This window comes from Bacillus sp. LM 4-2 (assembly GCF_000978495.1).
GTDB lineage: Bacteria > Bacillota > Bacilli > Bacillales > Bacillaceae > Bacillus > Bacillus subtilis.
Genome location: NZ_CP011101.1, coordinates 2691858 through 2707999, shown reverse-complemented (window position 1 = coordinate 2707999; position 16142 = coordinate 2691858). Strand labels below are relative to the sequence as shown.

Sequence of the window (16142 nt, the reverse complement as noted above, 5' to 3'; positions counted from 1 at the left end):
GAAAATCGTCATGAAAGTCGGTTATTTAGGTCCAGCAGCTACATTTACACATCTAGCAGTCAGTTCTTGTTTTCAAAACGGCGCCGAACATGTTGCTTACCGCACCATTCCGGAGTGTATAGATGCAGCCGTTGCAGGCGAAGTTGATTTTGCTTTTGTTCCTTTGGAAAATGCATTAGAAGGATCTGTTAATCTAACAATAGACTATTTAATACATGAACAGCCCTTGCCAATCGTGGGTGAAATGACGTTGCCGATTCATCAGCACTTGCTCGTCCATCCCTCTAGAGAGAATGCATGGAAAGAGCTCGACAAAATTTACTCACATTCACACGCGATTGCGCAATGCCATAAATTTCTTCATCGACATTTTCCTTCCGTTCCATATGAATACGCCAATTCTACCGGGGCGGCAGCAAAGTTTGTCAGTGACCATCCCGAGCTGAATATCGGGGTCATTGCCAATGATATGGCAGCTTCTACATACGAATTAAAAATCGTGAAACGGGATATACAGGATTATAGGGACAATCATACAAGATTTGTTATCCTGTCTCCTGATGAAAACATATCTTTTGAAGTGAATTCAAAATTGAGTTCTAGGCCCAAAACGACCTTAATGGTCATGCTGCCGCAGGATGATCAGTCCGGGGCGCTGCATAGAGTGCTGTCTGCATTTTCTTGGAGGAATTTAAACTTGTCAAAAATTGAGTCACGTCCGACTAAAACCGGATTAGGCCATTATTTCTTTATTATTGATATTGAGAAAGCGTTTGATGATGTATTGATTCCAGGGGCCATGCAGGAGCTTGAAGCGCTCGGCTGCAAAGTGAAGCTCCTGGGTGCATACCAGTCTTACCAATTATAAAAAAGCCCTCTAGAGGGCTTTTTTTAGTCTTTAATTAAAATGCCGGCTTCTTCGAGGGCTTGGCAAGCTTGATCGATGCGATGTTCATCAGGTGCTGTCAGTGTATGCAGGTGCACGCCGTCGGTCAGCTGTGATAAGTAGGCAGCATTCGTAGAATTGATTTTTTTAATGAAATGGCTAACTTCCTTCCGGGTGCCTACTTGGATGGCTGCAGTTAAATCTCCATACACGGGATGCTCGATTTTTACGTCTTTTACTGTAACGCCTTCGTCGACGATGAGCTGCAGTTCCTCTTCTGTCCGTTCAGGACCGTGCAGACATGCTATGATTCTTTCTGCCTGCTGGTGCTGCTGAGCGGCTGCATCCATGTATACATATCCTTGGCTTGTGGCGATAATCGGTACATTTTTCGCTTTCAAGAGCGATATATCCTGTACAATAACCTGTCTTGAGACGTTCGCTTTTTTTGCGAGTTCTCCTCCTGTCAGCGGTGATTTAGATTCCTTCAGCCACAGAAGAAGCTGGTCACGCCTGTTGGCGCCCATTAGCTTTAATTCTTCGGTCAATATCAAATTCTCCTTTCTTTTGTTCCCAAAGCACTGTAAACGTATGTAATAACTGTTCCAGCTGTTCAGCTGTTGTATGCCTGCCAAAAGAGATGCGGATAAATTGCAGAGCTTCTTGTTCGGTTTTTCTTAATGCTTTCATTGTTTCAGACGGACCGTGGTAACCTGCAGAACAAGCGCTGCCGGTTGAAATGCAAATATTACTCCGATTACATTCTAACATAACATATTGTCCTTCAAATGAGTGAAAAAAACACCCTATAATATGCGGAAGACATTCTGCTTGCGAAGTGTTTGCCGCAAGGGTTACAGGGAGAGACCGAATACGGATTTGGTCTAGAAAGTAAGTTCTTAATGCCTCATTGCGGGATATCTGTTTTTCCATTTCGCTTACGATCAATTCTGCAGCGGCAGTGAAGGCACCGATCCCGGGAACATTTACGGTGCCGGCTCTGAATCCGTATTCGTGAGTAGTCAGAGGGTAAACGGGTTTCCAAGGGACATCCGGACGGATATAGACCGCCCCTACTCCTTTAGGACCGTGGATTTTATGGCTGGACATTGAGAGTGCATCTACTCCCAGATTTTTTGTATTGATCGAGATCTTTCCAAACGTTTGAACAGCGTCGCAATGAAGAAGAATCCCCTTATTGTGCAGGTATGAAGACAGGCGTTGAATGGGCTGAATGATCCCGGTTTCAGAATTTGCATGCTGAATAGATACAAGGCCTGTTTCCGGCCGGATATGGGCTAGTAATATTTCCTCGGTAATAAGCCCGTATTCATTCGGTTCAATGACTGTTACATCATATCCCTGCTGTTCCAAAAAAGCAGCGCAATTGTGAATGGACTGATGCTCCATGGCAGTCGTAATAAAATGTCTTTTCGTTTTCGGCAGGCCGTTTAGCAATGATTGAATGGCCAGAAAATTGGATTCAGTGCCGCCACTTGTAAAATAGATGCCGCTTGCTTCTCCGCCAATGATGTTGGCGATTTTTTCACGGCAGTACTCCAGTATGTGCTTTGCTTTTCCTCCTGCATCATGCAGGCTGCTGGCATTTCCGTACATATCCATACTAAGCTTCTGATATACAGTAAGGGCTTCCTCACAAATAGGCGTTGTCGCTGCATAATCTAAATAAATCATCCGGTCTTCCTCCATCCGTTCTCCATAAAAAACTCTTGAGTTTATTTTATCCTTGTGTAAATATAGGTGTCAAGACAGGTGTAAACAACAGGAGGATGGCATATGTCTAAAAAGACGATTGCAGTCATCGGTTCAGGGGCGGCGGCACTTTCCTTAGCTGCAGCTTTCCCGCCCTCATACGAAGTGACTGTTATCACAAAAAAAAGCGTCAAAAACAGCAATTCTGTCTATGCACAAGGCGGGATTGCTGCGGCCTATGCAAAAGATGACTCGATTGAAGCCCATCTGGAGGATACGTTATACGCAGGGTGCGGCCATAATAATCTAGCTATTGCAGCAGACGTATTACATGATGGAAAAATGATGGTTCAAAGCCTATTGGAGCGTGGATTTCCATTCGACCGCAATGAACGAGGCGGTGTTTGTCTTGGAAGAGAAGGGGCCCACTCATACAACCGCATATTTCATGCAGGCGGAGACGCAACAGGCAGGCTGCTTATCGATTATTTGCTCAAACGGATCAACAGCAAAATCAAATTAATCGAGAATGAAATGGCAGCAGATTTGCTTATAGAGGACGGACGATGTATCGGCGTCATGACAAAAGACAGCAAAGGGCGGCTCAAGGTAAGGCACGCAGACGAAGTTGTGCTGGCTGCCGGCGGCTGTGGAAACCTGTTTCTTCACCATACGAATGATCTCACTGTCACAGGTGACGGTCTTTCTCTGGCTTACCGGGCCGGGGCGGAATTAACGGATTTGGAGTTTACTCAGTTTCACCCGACACTGCTTGTGAAAAATGGTGTTTCCTACGGGCTTGTTTCAGAAGCTGTCAGAGGGGAAGGCGGATGTTTAGTAGACGAAAACGGCCGCAGGATTATGGCTGAACGGCATCCTTTAGGTGACCTGGCTCCAAGAGATATTGTCTCACGGGTTATTCACGAAGAAATGGCAAAAGGAAATCGCGTTTATATAGACTTCAGTGCGATTTCTGATTTTGAAACGCGTTTCCCTACCATCACCGCTATTTGTGAAAAAGCAGGGATTGATATCCACAGCGGAAAAATTCCTGTTGCTCCGGGAATGCATTTCTTAATGGGAGGTGTTTCAGTTAATCGCTGGGGAGAAACGACAGTGCCGGGGCTTTATGCGATTGGCGAGACAGCATGCTCCGGTTTACATGGAGCAAACCGGCTTGCAAGCAATTCTTTATTGGAAGCGCTGGTATTTGGAAAAAGGGCAGCAGAGCATATTATCCAAAAACCGGTTTATAACAGGCAATATCAATCAGGGCTAGAAACCAGTGTCGTCTACGAGGTGCCGGATATAGAGGTGTATGAACTGCAAAGCAAAATGACAAGCCACATGTCTATTCTGCGGGAACAAAGCAGTTTGATTGAGCTTAGCATCTGGCTTCATACGCTGCCTTTTCAGGAAGTAAATGTGAAGGATATCACAATTCGGCAGATGGAGCTTTCTCATCTATGGCAAACTGCAAAGCTGATGACGTTTTCTGCGCTTTTGCGGGAGGAAAGCAGAGGGGCTCACTTCCGAACCGATTTTCCTCATGCTGAGGTGAGCTGGCAAGGAAGACAAATTGTCCATACAAAAAAAGGAACGAAGATCAGAAAAAACGAGGGGATTTGGAACAATGAATCATTTACAGCTGAAAAAATTACTGAATCACTTTTTTCTTGAGGATATTGGGACAGGGGATCTTACATCGCAGTCTATTTTTGGAGAACAGAGCTGTGAAGCGGAGATTGTTGCAAAGTCAGAGGGTATTTTTGCAGGAGCAGCGATCATAAAAGAAGGCTTTTCGTTATTGGACGAAAATGTTCAAATCATTTTACACAAAAAAGATGGGGACATGTTGCATAAAGGTGAAGTGATTGCCGAGTTACACGGTCCCGCAGCTGCGCTCCTTTCAGGAGAGCGGGTCGTATTAAATCTTATTCAGAGGCTGTCAGGAATTGCGACAATGACAAGAGAGGCTGTTCGGTGTCTGGATGATGAACAGATTAAAATTTGTGACACGAGAAAAACAACACCGGGGCTCAGAATGCTGGAGAAATATGCTGTCAGAGCCGGCGGTGGGTATAATCATCGATTCGGTTTGTATGACGGCATCATGATTAAAGATAATCATATCGCAGCATGCGGCTCTATTTTAGAGGCGTGCAAAAAAGCCCGTCAGGCCGCAGGGCACATGGTAAATATCGAGGTGGAAATTGAAACGGAGGAACAGCTGCGGGAAGCAATTGCAGCTGGAGCGGATGTTATTATGTTTGACAACTGTCCGCCTGATACGGTCCGTCATTTTGCAAAGCTCACACCGGCTCATATAAAAACTGAAGCCTCTGGCGGGATTACGTTAGAATCTTTGCCTGCTTTTAAAGGGACGGGTGTGAATTATATTTCATTAGGATTTCTGACTCATTCCGTCAAAAGTTTAGATATCAGCATGGATGTTACGTTATCAAATGAATCTGTGGAGGAATGCCGTTATGTCAATTCTTGATGTGATCAAACAATCGAATGATATGATGCCCGAAAGTTATAAAGAACTATCGAGAAAGGATATGGAAACGCGCGTTGCCGCCATTAAGAAAAAGTTCGGCAGCAGGCTCTTTATACCAGGCCATCATTATCAAAAGGATGAAGTGATACAATTTGCTGACCAAACAGGCGACTCCCTGCAATTGGCCCAAGTAGCGGAAAAAAACAAAGAAGCGGATTATATCGTATTTTGCGGCGTTCACTTTATGGCAGAAACCGCCGATATGCTGACAAGCGAGCAGCAAACGGTCGTCCTGCCAGATATGAGAGCTGGATGTTCTATGGCTGACATGGCTGACATGCAGCAGACCAATAGGGCATGGAAGAAGCTTCAGCATATATTTGGAGATACGATCATACCTTTAACTTATGTGAACTCCACTGCGGAGATCAAGGCATTCGTCGGAAAGCATGGCGGAGCAACTGTAACTTCTTCGAATGCGAAAAAAGTGCTTGAATGGGCGTTTACACAGAAAAAAAGAATTTTATTTTTGCCTGATCAGCATTTAGGGAGAAATACGGCTTATGATCTGGGCATTGCGCTTGAAGATATGGCTGTGTGGGATCCGATGAAAGATGAATTAGTAGCTGAATCCGGGCATACGAATGTGAAAGTGATTTTGTGGAAAGGGCATTGCTCTGTTCACGAGAAATTCACCACTAAAAATATCCATGATATGAGAGAGCGAGACCCCGACATTCAGATCATTGTGCACCCGGAATGTTCACACGAAGTCGTGACACTAAGCGATGATAACGGATCAACGAAATATATTATCGACACAATCAATCAGGCTCCGACGGGAAGCAAGTGGGCAATCGGGACAGAAATGAATCTTGTTCAGCGGATCATTCACGAGCATCCAGATAAACAAATCGAATCACTCAACCCTGACATGTGCCCTTGCCTGACAATGAACCGAATTGATTTGCCGCATTTGCTGTGGTCGCTGGAACAAATTGAAAAAGGAGAACCTTCAGGCGTCATCAAGGTGCCAAAAGCCATTCAGGAAGATGCACTCCTTGCTCTGAATCGAATGCTTTCGATCACGTAGATCAGAAATATTTTCCCTTCCTTTACTCATAACTTCTTTTGTTCAGGCATATGTTGTGAAGAAACATATTGTAATCACAGCTGAACTGTTCACGTTTTGCATAGGAGGGGAAAACGTTGAAAATCCATATCGTTCAAAAAGGCGATTCGCTCTGGAAAATAGCTGAAAAGTACGGAGTCGATGTTGAGGAAGTGAAAAAACTCAATACACAGCTTAGCAATCCAGACTTAATCATGCCTGGAATGAAAATAAAAGTGCCGTCAGAAGGAGTCCCGGTCAGAAAAGAGCCAAAAGCGGGCAAAAGTCCTGCGGCCGGGAGTGTGAAGCAAGAACATCCATATGCGAAAGAGAAGCCTAAATCCGTTGTCGATGTAGAAGACACAAAGCCGAAAGAAAAGAAGTCCATGCCGTATGTCCCGCCGATGCCTAATTTGCAGGAAAATGTGTACCCTGAAGCTGATGTGAACGATTATTATGATATGAAACAGCTTTTCCAGCCTTGGTCGCCTCCTAAACCGGAGGAGCCAAAAAAACATCATGACGGAAATATGGATCATATGTATCATATGCAAGACCAATTTCCACAACAGGAGGCTATGAGTAATATGGAAAATGCAAATTATCCGAATATGCCTAATATGCCAAAGGCGCCAGAGGTAGGCGGTGTAGAAGAGGAAAACGTTCATCACACAGTTCCGAATATGCCGATGCCGGCTGTTCAGCCTTATTATCATTATCCGGCTCATTTCGTACCGTGTCCGGTGCCTGTTTCGCCAATTCTTCCAGGATCAGGATTATGCTATCCGTACTATCCGGCACAAGCTTATCCAATGCATCCGATGCATGGATACCAGCCAGGCTTTGTATCGCCTCAGTATGACCCGGGTTATGAAAACCAGCATCATGAAAACAGCCATCACGGACATTACGGTTCATACGGTGCGCCGCAATACGCATCTCCGGCTTATGGATCTCCGTATGGACATATGCCGTATGGCCCTTATTACGGCACTCCCCAAGTAATGGGAGCATACCAGCCTGCTGCGGCTCATGGTTACATGCCATACAAAGATCATGACGACTGCGGCTGTGACGGTGATCATCAGCCATATTTCTCTGCGCCTGGCCATTCGGGAATGGGAGCTTATGGAAGCCCTAATATGCCATATGGCACAGCTAACCCAAATCCAAACCCATATTCGGCAGGAGTTTCTATGCCAATGACGAACCAGCCTTCTGTAAACCAAATGTTTGGCCGGCCGGAAGAAGAAAATGAGTGATCGTTCGGAACGATGTAAATCGTTCCTTTTTTTATTTTCAAGCTGATCACTGCCAAATGGAGAGAACTGACACGCTTAACATGCCTCCCATACGCACATGATAAAAGCGAGCAAACATGCTCAATTCGTCCACGGGGGGTTTTTCCATTGGGTAAAAAAATGACGATCGCTAGCCTGATTCTAATGACAGCCGGCTTAACAGCATGCGGAGCAAACGATAATGCTATGAATGATACGCGCAATAACGGCAATACCCGTCCAATCGGATATTATACAAATGAAAATGACGCCGATAGACAGGGAGACGGAATCGACCACGATGGTCCTGTTTCTGAATTAATGGAGGATCAGAACGACGGTAACCGAAACACCACGAATGTAAATAACCGTGACCGTGTTACTGCTGACGATCGTGTTCCTTTGGCAACTGACGGAACATATAACAACACGAATAACCGAAACATGAATCGGAATGCAGCGAACAACGGGTATGACAACCAAGAAAACAGAAGACTGGCTGCAAAAATTGCCAACCGTGTGAAACAAGTGAAAAACATCAATGACACACAAGTTATGGTATCGGATGACCGAGTAGTTATCGCAGTCAAAAGCCACAGAGAGTTCACAAAGTCTGACAGAGATAATGTCGTAAAAGCAGCGCGCAACTATGCAAATGGCCGTGACGTTCAAGTATCAACAGATAAAGGGCTGTTCAGAAAACTTCATAAAATGAACAACCGCTAGGAAGGAAGGGCTGCCGGAAGTGATATTCGGCAGCCTTTTTCTTTGCATCAGCGAACAATTCCCATTAAAGTGTACATAGAAAATGTAAAAGAAGGTGAAAACATGGCAGGCCATTCCAAGTGGAAAAACATTCAAAAAAGAAAAAATGCACAGGATGCAAAGCGCGGCAAAATATTTATGAAGCTGGCAAAAGAAATCTATGTGGCAGCGAAAGAAGGCGGAGCGGATCCAGAAGCAAATTCAGCATTGCGTCTTGTCATCGAAAAAGCAAAAGGCGCCAATATGCCGAATGAAAATATAGATCGGGCCATTAAAAAAGCTGCGGGAGGCCAAGATGGAAGCAGTTATGAAGAAATCACCTATGAAGGCTACGGCCCTTCAGGGATTGCCGTCATGGTTGAATGCGTAACAGATAATAAAAACCGAACGGCGTCAAATGTGCGGACAGCCTTTAATAAAAATGGCGGAAGTCTGGGAGAAAGCGGATGTGTAGCCTTTTTATTTGAACGGAAGGGTTTCATTACGATAGACCGCACTGAACGGCAAATAGAAGAAGATGAGCTCATGCTTGATGTGCTTGAAGCAGGAGGAGAAGAGCTGCGAATTGAAGAAGACCTATATGAGGTTTTCACAGAGCCTGAGCATTTTGAAGAGGTGAAAACAGCCCTCGAATCGAAATATCCAATTTCTTCGGCGGAGGTGACCATGCTTCCCAATACCTATGCAGATGCCGATGATCAGGCTGTTGAGAAGCTGGAAACATTAATAGACATCTTTGAAGATGACGATGATGTTCAAGAAGTGTATACAAACTATCGCTCATAAAAAACCGGCACGATGTCATATCGGGCCGGTTTTAGTATGTTCAGGAGACACGTTCACTATCATGAGTGTATTCTTTCTCCCAGAAATCAGCGTTTTTGATACCCAGCGCTTTTGGATCAAAGACCGGGTCTAAGCCCTGCTTCTTTTGGCGCTCATAATCCTTTAAAGCAAGAAGCGCCGGTTTGGCAAGCAGCACAATGGCAATGACGTTCAGCCATACCATAATGCCAAGCCCTGCATCCCCTAATGCCCAAGCTAGTGAAGCTGTTTTCACAGTACCATAGAATGTGGCGGCTAAAATAATCAGTTTTAAGCCAAGCATTGCCCATTTGCTTTCTCTGCCTCGTGCTAAATAGGCGATATTTGTTTCTGCGATGTAGTAATACGCCATAATTGTTGTAAAAGCGAAGAAGAATAAAGCGATGGCAACAAAGCCTGCACCGAATCCGGGAAGAACACTGTCAATTGCCGCTTGTGTGAAACCAGGTCCTGCTTCTACGCCTTTAAGCTGGTGAACGATAAAGGAACCATCTGCAGCCTGGGTATTGTACATGCCGGTAAACAAGATCATGAAAGCTGTAGCGGAACATACAAACAAGGTGTCAATATAAACAGAAAATGCCTGAACCAGTCCCTGCTTGACCGGATGAGAAACCTCTGCAGCGGCTGCCGGATGCGGGCCTGTTCCCTGGCCGGCTTCGTTTGAGTAAATGCCACGTTTAACGCCCCAGGAAATCGCCATGCCGATCAAGCCGCCAAAAGCGGAATCCAATGCAAAGGCGCTTTTGAATATTAATGAGAGCACAGCAGGTAATTCAGACACATTCATGACAATAATAATCAAAGACAGCAGGATATATCCAATGGCCATAAATGGAACAATCATTTGCGCCGCACTGGCAATTCGTTTGACGCCGCCAAAAATAATGAACCCTAATAATAAAACCAGACCACACCCTGTGACGAAAGGAGAGATACCGAATGCATTTTGGATCCCAGCCGCAATGGAGTTGGACTGTACGCCCGGCATTAGAAAGGCCATTGCAATAAGGGCAGCAGCGGCAAATAAGACGGCAAACCACTTAATGCCTAAGCCTTTTTCTATATAATAAGCAGGGCCGCCCCGATATTGACCGTCTTGTTTCACTTTGTAAATTTGAGCAAGCGTTGATTCTACAAAGGCACTCGCCGCCCCGATAAAGGCAATCGCCCACATCCAGAACACTGCACCGGGTCCGCCGAATGCAATTGCTGTCGCCACTCCCGCGATGTTTCCTGTGCCCACACGGCCGGACAGCGCAATCGATAACGCTTGGAAAGATGAAACGCCGGCTTCAGAGCTCTTGCCTTTGAACATCTGAACAATCATTTCTTTTAAATGTCGGACTTGTAAAAAACGGGTCATAATTGAAAAGGCGAATCCAATTCCCAATAAAATATAAATGACGGGCGTACTCCATAAGACCGCATTCAAACTAGCAACAAAATCTGCCATCAAGCTTCCCCCTCACTTCAAATTCGAATACATGTATAAAAAGGATTTTGGTCTAATCGAACTATTTCTACAATCGATTTGTCACATTATATGACCTGTAATTATCAATAAGAAGAGGAAGGGAAAAAGAAAAAACGCGGCGTATCGACTACGCTGCGTTTTTCTACAGAGGCAAACTTATGGCAATTGTTATAAAATCCTTCAGCAACAAATAGCCTAGTTCAGTCAAACCGTATATAAAGGATAAAGCAATCACAAAATGATTGAAATGCTTGTCATCATTTGTTCCGTTTATCTTATTCATGTTTCATCACCTCGCTGACGCCTGCGGCGGTTCTTCACGGATCCAATGATCATCTTTTCGCCAATCATATGTTTCATCAGTATCAAGATGTAAAGTCTGATTGCCGATTTTCACTGTATTGTGATTGACCCACGTCACTGCTGGGCGGCTGTCTGGGTAATTCCAGTAGATTGTTCTCTTGACAAGTGTTTTTTCATTTGCAAGTTCACCTCTGGCTGCATCTAAGCTCAAGGTGTTTTCGGATACATAAGTGTTTAACGTATAGCTGCCGTCCGGCGATTCAACCGATTGGACGAGATTTCCTTTCGGAACGTTTTTTAGTGAAAATAACATCCAATAGATGGCGCCGCCGAAGAAGACCAGCAGGGCAAACATAATAAGCGGGATGTTGCTGCGTGTCTTAATGTCTCTCCCTTTTTTTCTCTCATTTTACTATATATCGGATTCATATGATCTTTACATTTCTTTAAAATTACCTTAATAAAGCAATGATAAGATGAAATAAAGCCAATAAAGGGTGAGGGGAGACAGAAATGGAGAAAACGTATTGTCATTCCGGCGAGAAGGACCCAGAAGCGGTCTACTTAACTGTGAGAGGCTATCGAATTAAGCTGTCGCCTGAACAAATGAAACTGATTTCTGCCGTCAGAAAGTAAAAAATACATGATAAAGGCAGCCGCTTGTGCGGCTGCCTTTTTGATTTAAGAATATTTTCTTTTCCGCTGTGCGAAATGCTTTTGAAACCAATCTTTCTTATATAAAAATGCGATGATCTCCAGCCAAAAACCCGGAATCTTTTTGGGGAATATCGGTTTTTTGTAGAGTGCATGATATGCGGATTTTAAGTCGTCCCACTGCGTGCATGTTTTTGTCTGCTCAAATCTCGCAACATCAATCACCCGCACCGCCCCGGTTTCTGTCAATATCAGATTCCGCAAATGGATATCTGACGGGTTCAGGCCGGCAGCCCGGGCGTCAGAAAGTGCTTCTTCAACCTGCTGAATCATGTCATCACTGATCGCAATGCCTTTCTTCAGACAGTTATAAAAGGTTTCACCTTTAATATATTCCATGAGAATAAATGAATCGCCAGTTTCGTAAATGTCAGGATAGAATGCGGACCCGGCTAATTTTTCATAGATCGCTGCTTCTTTGACTGCTGTCGCTTGATATTCCGGAAAAAATACTTTCAGCGCCATTTTTCGACCGCCTTCTGTTAAGGCAAACACATAGGCGCTTCTTCCCTTGCCGATTAGTGTTAATTCCTCGGATTTCTCTTTGACTTTATCAAATCTGCTGTTCTTGCGGTATATGACGGTATGGGCCAGTGCCTCTGCTTTTGTCAGCATTTCATTCACCTTCTTTGCTCTATTTTATGCAGCTGTTTATAGGAAAATCATAAACTGTTCAGGAAAAAGAGCCTAATTCTAGTGTATCTGGTCTTGAAGAAGAAGGCTACTTATAAGCATGAATTGTGATAAAAGAGACATAGAACGTTTAATTTCCATTCTTGAAAAGCGCTTACAAATGGGATAGTATTAATTTTAAATAAAGCGCTTTCGTGAATGATCAAGGGGGAAGAAGCCATGACAAAACAGATTGTGACAGGGATTATCGGTGCAGGCCGCATCGGCAAACTTCATGTTCAAAATATAAGCCGGATTCCTCACATGAAAATAAAAGCAGTCTCTGACATTCAGGCAAGCCGTATAAAAAGCTGGGCCGACAGTCATCAGATTGAATACATAACCTCTGATTATCGTGATTTATTACATGATCCTGATATTGATGCTATTTTTATTTGCTCTCCTACAGCCGTACATGCACAGATGATCAAAGAAGCAGCCGAGGCGAAAAAGCATATATTTTGTGAGAAGCCCGTTAGTTTCTCTCTGGACGAAACGAGTGAAGCGCTTGCGGCTGTCCGGAAACACGGGGTAACACTTCAAGTCGGATTTAACCGCCGCTTTGATCCTCATTTTAAGAAAATCAAAACGATTGTTGAAAATGGTGAAATCGGTACACCTCATTTATTAAAAATCACGTCCCGGGACCCAGAACCCCCGAATATAGATTATGTCCGTACGTCAGGCGGATTGTTTATGGATATGTCGATCCATGATTTTGATATGGCCAGATATATTATGGGAAGCGAAGTGACGGAAGTGTATGCCAAAGGGGCGGCTTTGGTGAATCCTTCTTTTGCAGAGCTGGGTGATATTGATACAGCTGTTATTACACTGACTTTTGAAAACGGTGCCATGGCTGTGATTGATAACAGCCGCCAAGCTGTGTACGGATATGACCAGCGGGTTGAGGTTTTCGGGACGAAAGGCTCTGCAGCGGCTGACAATAGCAGGCCGACAACGGTTGAGGTGTCAACAGCTGATTTTGTGATGAAGGATAAACCGCATTTCTTTTTCCTTGAACGCTATAAGGATTCATATGAGGAGGAGATTCTCCGTTTTGCAGAAGCGATCGGCACAAACCAGGAGACTCCCTGCACCGGCAATGACGGTTTACAGGCCGGAAGGATCGCCAGAGCAGCACAGCAATCGCTTGCTTTTGGCATGCCTGTCAGCATTGAGCACTCTGAAAAAATCGCTTTTTAATCTAACAGGATTACAATTCAGCAAGCTTGGGTATATACTCCATTGATACTTTAAGTAGGCGGTGGAGAAAATGAATACAGTACATGCTAAAGGAAATGTTTTGAACAAAATCGGAATTCCTTCTCACATGGTTTGGGGTTATATTGGCGTTGTCATCTTTATGGTTGGAGACGGCCTCGAACAAGGCTGGCTGTCTCCTTTTCTCGTTGATCATGGTCTCAGTATGCAGCAATCCGCATCGTTATTTACCATGTATGGCATTGCTGTCACCATCTCAGCTTGGCTCTCAGGAACGTTTGTCCAAACTTGGGGGCCGAGAAAAACGATGACTATCGGATTGCTTGCATTTATCCTCGGTTCGGCCGCTTTTATCGGCTGGGCGATTCCTCATATGTATTATCCGGCTCTCTTGGGCAGCTATGCTCTTAGAGGCTTGGGATATCCGCTGTTTGCATACTCTTTTCTCGTATGGGTGTCATACAGCACCTCTCAAAATATTCTCGGAAAAGCCGTCGGATGGTTTTGGTTTATGTTTACGTGCGGCCTTAACGTGCTCGGCCCGTTCTATTCCAGCTATGCGGTTCCGGCCTTTGGAGAAATCAATACGCTTTGGAGCGCTTTACTGTTTGTGGCGGCAGGCGGATTTCTGGCCTTGTTTTTTAACAAAGATAAATTTACTCCGATACAAAAACAAGATCAGCCGAAATGGAAAGAATTGTCGAAGGCATATACAATTATGTTTGAAAACCCTAAGGTAGGCATCGGCGGAGTGGTCAAGACGATTAATGCGATAGGACAATTTGGATTTGCCATCTTTCTTCCTACTTATTTAGCACGATACGGGTATTCGGTTTCGGAATGGCTGCAAATATGGGGGACGCTGTTTTTTGTGAATATTGTGTTTAATATCATTTTCGGTGCAGTCGGAGATAAACTTGGCTGGCGCAATACGGTCATGTGGTTTGGCGGTGTCGGATGCGGTATTTTTACGCTGGCGCTGTATTACACGCCTCAGCTGATCGGGCATCAGTATTGGGTGCTCATGATTATCGCCTGCTGCTACGGCGCGGCTTTAGCAGGGTACGTCCCATTAAGCGCGCTTTTGCCGACGCTTGCACCTGATAATAAAGGTGCTGCCATGTCAGTGTTGAATTTGGGATCTGGTTTATGTGCGTTTATCGCGCCGGGCATCGTGAGTCTTTTCATTGGGCCGCTCGGTGCAGGCGGCGTGATTTGGATCTTTGCGGCATTGTATTTTTTCAGTGCCTTTCTGACGCGATTCTTGACAATTTCTGAGCAAAGCACAGATGTGTATACGGAGGAACGGTTTGTCAGGGAAAATGTGCAGACAAATTTTGATAAAACGGTTAAGCAGTAGCCTCTTTGGTCAAACTAATCATAAACGTGTGCAAAGAGGTGTAGAGGGTGAAACGATTCAGCACGGCGTATCTTTTGCTGGGCATTCTTTGCTCAGCGGCAGTATTTTTAATAGGAGCTCCTTCCCGCGCACTTGGCGCGGAAGTGGAGCACTATGAGCCGCTGCAGGTGCATGTGCAGCTTGAAAAGGTGTATTTGGACGGCGATGTCAGCATTGAGCATAAGCATGAAAAAGTGTTTTCTATGGATGATTTTTGGGCAGCTTATGCCGGATGGACGCTTGTGGAACAAAAAAAGGGATATGTGCTCTTTCGGAAGCAAATGGACGATATTTCTCCGCTCAGCAAGGTCAACGGGTATATCGGTGTATCGGATAATGGAGTGATTTCCACTTTTCATGGGCGGCCTGAGCCAGCTTCCGAACCAATTCAGTCTTTTTTTCAAATTGATTTAGAAAGGCTGGAAAGCCATATGCAAAAAAATCTGCTGAAAGGCATTCCATTTCGGACAAAAGCGGAGTTTGAGGATGTCATCGAACATATGAAGACATACAGCGGGTAACGCCCGCTGATTGAAGACATGAATTCATGTCTTTTTTTTCGTGAAAGAATGAGAGAGAAGCGAACATATGTTAACTTTTCTATAAGACTTTGGCTGTTTTTATGGTACAATGAAGAACAGTCAAAGAGGTGAATTTGCGTGATTGAATTTGTTAAAGGGACGATTGATTATGTATCTCCCCAATATATTGTCATAGAGAACGGCGGCATCGGCTATCAGATTTTCACGCCGAATCCGTTCATATATAAGGAGAGAAGCCAAGAAACGATTTTTACATACCATCATATCAGAGAGGATGCTTTTTCGCTTTACGGTTTTTCAACAAGAGAGGAGAAGGCGCTCTTTATAAAGCTGTTAAACGTGACCGGAATTGGCCCGAAAGGAGCACTTGCCATCTTGGGCTCGGGTGATCCCGGAGCGGTCATCCAAGCAATTGAAGATGAGGATGAAGCTTTTTTGGTCAAGTTTCCTGGAGTAGGAAAGAAAACCGCACGCCAGATTATTCTAGATTTAAAAGGAAAGCTGGCAGATGTTGTGCCTGAAATGATTGAAAATCTGTTTAATCATGAAGAAAGGCTTGAAAAGCAAACAGCGGAAACGGCTCTTGAAGAAGCACTTGAAGCCCTCAGGGTTCTCGGATATGCTGAAAAAGAAATCAAAAAGGTGCTTCCTCACCTTAAAGAAGAAATTGGGCTGACAACAGACCAATATGTGAAAAAAGCATTACAAAAACTATTAAAGTAAGGTGA

18 protein-coding genes are annotated in these 16142 nt (G+C 44.5%); 12 read left to right on the top strand and 6 right to left on the bottom strand.

From position 1 onward, the window contains the following. The first annotated feature begins 10 nt into the window (after positions 1 to 10). The gene (pheA, locus tag bslm_RS13500) at positions 11 to 868 is read left to right on the top strand and encodes a prephenate dehydratase (RefSeq protein ID WP_014477545.1); all 858 of its coding nucleotides are present in this window, start codon (positions 11 to 13) and stop codon (positions 866 to 868) included. Positions 869 to 891: 23 nt separating this feature from the next. On the opposite strand, the gene bslm_RS13495 is transcribed toward pheA, so the two are convergent. Continuing rightward, complete coding sequence (locus bslm_RS13495; RefSeq protein WP_004398582.1) at positions 892 to 1434, bottom strand: transcription repressor NadR; 543 nt, start codon at positions 1432 to 1434, stop codon at positions 892 to 894. Further along, a complete protein-coding gene (nifS, locus tag bslm_RS13490; protein WP_046381246.1) occupies positions 1394 to 2581 on the bottom strand; it encodes a cysteine desulfurase NifS in 1188 nt (395 codons plus the stop codon). Before nifS ends, bslm_RS13495 begins: the two co-directional genes overlap by 41 nt. 102 nt (positions 2582 to 2683) lie before the next feature. On the opposite strand from nifS, the gene nadB reads away from it, so the two are divergent. The 6 genes from nadB (at position 2684) to bslm_RS13460 (ending at position 9044) form a co-directional block, all read left to right on the top strand. Then, positions 2684 to 4279: an L-aspartate oxidase gene (gene nadB, locus bslm_RS13485; RefSeq protein WP_046381245.1), complete on the top strand. Its 1596-nt coding sequence runs from the start codon at positions 2684 to 2686 to the stop codon at positions 4277 to 4279. Then, positions 4233 to 5102 carry a carboxylating nicotinate-nucleotide diphosphorylase gene (gene nadC, locus bslm_RS13480; protein ID WP_046381244.1) on the top strand — a complete coding sequence of 290 codons (870 nt, stop codon included), beginning with the start codon at positions 4233 to 4235 and terminating at the stop codon, positions 5100 to 5102. Before nadB ends, nadC begins: the two co-directional genes overlap by 47 nt. Then, entirely contained in the window at positions 5089 to 6195 is a 1107-nt protein-coding gene (gene nadA, locus bslm_RS13475; protein WP_046381243.1) for a quinolinate synthase NadA, read from the top strand. The genes nadC and nadA overlap by 14 nt, the downstream gene beginning before the upstream one ends. Before the next feature lie 116 nt (positions 6196 to 6311). Continuing rightward, entirely contained in the window at positions 6312 to 7475 is a 1164-nt protein-coding gene (gene safA, locus bslm_RS13470; protein WP_021480233.1) for a spore coat assembly protein SafA, read from the top strand. 147 nt (positions 7476 to 7622) lie between these two features. After that, entirely contained in the window at positions 7623 to 8219 is a 597-nt protein-coding gene (sgpA, locus tag bslm_RS13465) for a spore germination protein SgpA (RefSeq protein ID WP_015714450.1), read from the top strand. A 102-nt stretch (positions 8220 to 8321) separates the two neighbouring features. Beyond that, positions 8322 to 9044: a YebC/PmpR family DNA-binding transcriptional regulator gene (locus bslm_RS13460; RefSeq protein ID WP_046381503.1), complete on the top strand. Its 723-nt coding sequence runs from the start codon at positions 8322 to 8324 to the stop codon at positions 9042 to 9044. Between the two features lie 40 nt (positions 9045 to 9084). Here the strand turns inward: bslm_RS13460 and bslm_RS13455 are convergent, their stop codons facing one another. From bslm_RS13455 to bslm_RS21530, 3 genes are all read right to left on the bottom strand, one after another. Next, positions 9085 to 10539, bottom strand: a complete 1455-nt coding sequence (locus bslm_RS13455; protein ID WP_017696342.1) for an alanine/glycine:cation symporter family protein — start codon at positions 10537 to 10539, stop codon at positions 9085 to 9087. A gap of 163 nt (positions 10540 to 10702) precedes the next feature. After that, positions 10703 to 10843 carry a hypothetical protein gene (locus tag bslm_RS20960; protein ID WP_017696343.1) on the bottom strand — a complete coding sequence of 47 codons (141 nt, stop codon included), beginning with the start codon at positions 10841 to 10843 and terminating at the stop codon, positions 10703 to 10705. 6 nt (positions 10844 to 10849) lie between these two features. Continuing rightward, positions 10850 to 11176: a DUF5412 family protein gene (locus bslm_RS21530; protein ID WP_175405008.1), complete on the bottom strand. Its 327-nt coding sequence runs from the start codon at positions 11174 to 11176 to the stop codon at positions 10850 to 10852. 200 nt (positions 11177 to 11376) lie between these two features. Here bslm_RS21530 and bslm_RS21410 point away from each other — a divergent pair, with 200 nt between their 5' ends. Further along, entirely contained in the window at positions 11377 to 11499 is a 123-nt protein-coding gene (locus bslm_RS21410) for a hypothetical protein (RefSeq protein ID WP_003229707.1), read from the top strand. Between the two features lie 45 nt (positions 11500 to 11544). Here the strand turns inward: bslm_RS21410 and bslm_RS13440 are convergent, their stop codons facing one another. Further along, positions 11545 to 12192, bottom strand: coding sequence for a phosphotransferase (locus tag bslm_RS13440; protein ID WP_003246159.1), 648 nt, complete (start codon positions 12190 to 12192; stop codon positions 11545 to 11547). Positions 12193 to 12429: 237 nt separating this feature from the next. Here bslm_RS13440 and iolG point away from each other — a divergent pair, with 237 nt between their 5' ends. The 4 genes from iolG (at position 12430) to ruvA (ending at position 16137) form a co-directional block, all read left to right on the top strand. Continuing rightward, positions 12430 to 13455 carry an inositol 2-dehydrogenase gene (gene iolG / locus bslm_RS13435; protein WP_046381242.1) on the top strand — a complete coding sequence of 342 codons (1026 nt, stop codon included), beginning with the start codon at positions 12430 to 12432 and terminating at the stop codon, positions 13453 to 13455. A 70-nt stretch (positions 13456 to 13525) separates the two neighbouring features. After that, positions 13526 to 14833, top strand: a complete 1308-nt coding sequence (locus bslm_RS13430) for an MFS transporter (RefSeq protein ID WP_046381241.1) — start codon at positions 13526 to 13528, stop codon at positions 14831 to 14833. Between the two features lie 47 nt (positions 14834 to 14880). Next, on the top strand, positions 14881 to 15393 hold the full coding sequence (bofC, locus tag bslm_RS13425) for a sporulation cell-cell signaling protein BofC (RefSeq protein ID WP_003229715.1): 513 nt from the start codon (positions 14881 to 14883) through the stop codon (positions 15391 to 15393). 138 nt (positions 15394 to 15531) lie between these two features. Beyond that, positions 15532 to 16137 carry a Holliday junction branch migration protein RuvA gene (gene ruvA, locus bslm_RS13420; protein WP_046381240.1) on the top strand — a complete coding sequence of 202 codons (606 nt, stop codon included), beginning with the start codon at positions 15532 to 15534 and terminating at the stop codon, positions 16135 to 16137. Positions 16138 to 16142: the final 5 nt, after the last annotated feature.

Excerpts from the sequence above, each read along its gene's own strand:
- pheA (WP_014477545.1), top strand. The coding sequence starts at position 11 with ATGAAAGTCGGTTATTTAGGTCCAGCAGCTACATTTACACATCTAGCA.
- nifS (WP_046381246.1), bottom strand. The coding sequence starts at position 2,581 with ATGATTTATTTAGATTATGCAGCGACAACGCCTATTTGTGAGGAAGCC.
- nadB (WP_046381245.1), top strand. The coding sequence starts at position 2,684 with ATGTCTAAAAAGACGATTGCAGTCATCGGTTCAGGGGCGGCGGCACTT.
- nadC (WP_046381244.1), top strand. The coding sequence starts at position 4,233 with ATGAATCATTTACAGCTGAAAAAATTACTGAATCACTTTTTTCTTGAG.
- nadA (WP_046381243.1), top strand. The coding sequence starts at position 5,089 with ATGTCAATTCTTGATGTGATCAAACAATCGAATGATATGATGCCCGAA.
- bslm_RS13460 (WP_046381503.1), top strand. The coding sequence starts at position 8,322 with ATGGCAGGCCATTCCAAGTGGAAAAACATTCAAAAAAGAAAAAATGCA.
- bslm_RS13455 (WP_017696342.1), bottom strand. The coding sequence starts at position 10,539 with ATGGCAGATTTTGTTGCTAGTTTGAATGCGGTCTTATGGAGTACGCCC.
- bslm_RS20960 (WP_017696343.1), bottom strand. The coding sequence starts at position 10,843 with ATGAATAAGATAAACGGAACAAATGATGACAAGCATTTCAATCATTTT.
- bslm_RS21530 (WP_175405008.1), bottom strand. The coding sequence starts at position 11,176 with ATGTTATTTTCACTAAAAAACGTTCCGAAAGGAAATCTCGTCCAATCG.
- bslm_RS21410 (WP_003229707.1), top strand. The coding sequence starts at position 11,377 with ATGGAGAAAACGTATTGTCATTCCGGCGAGAAGGACCCAGAAGCGGTC.
- bslm_RS13440 (WP_003246159.1), bottom strand. The coding sequence starts at position 12,192 with ATGCTGACAAAAGCAGAGGCACTGGCCCATACCGTCATATACCGCAAG.
- iolG (WP_046381242.1), top strand. The coding sequence starts at position 12,430 with ATGACAAAACAGATTGTGACAGGGATTATCGGTGCAGGCCGCATCGGC.
- bslm_RS13430 (WP_046381241.1), top strand. The coding sequence starts at position 13,526 with ATGAATACAGTACATGCTAAAGGAAATGTTTTGAACAAAATCGGAATT.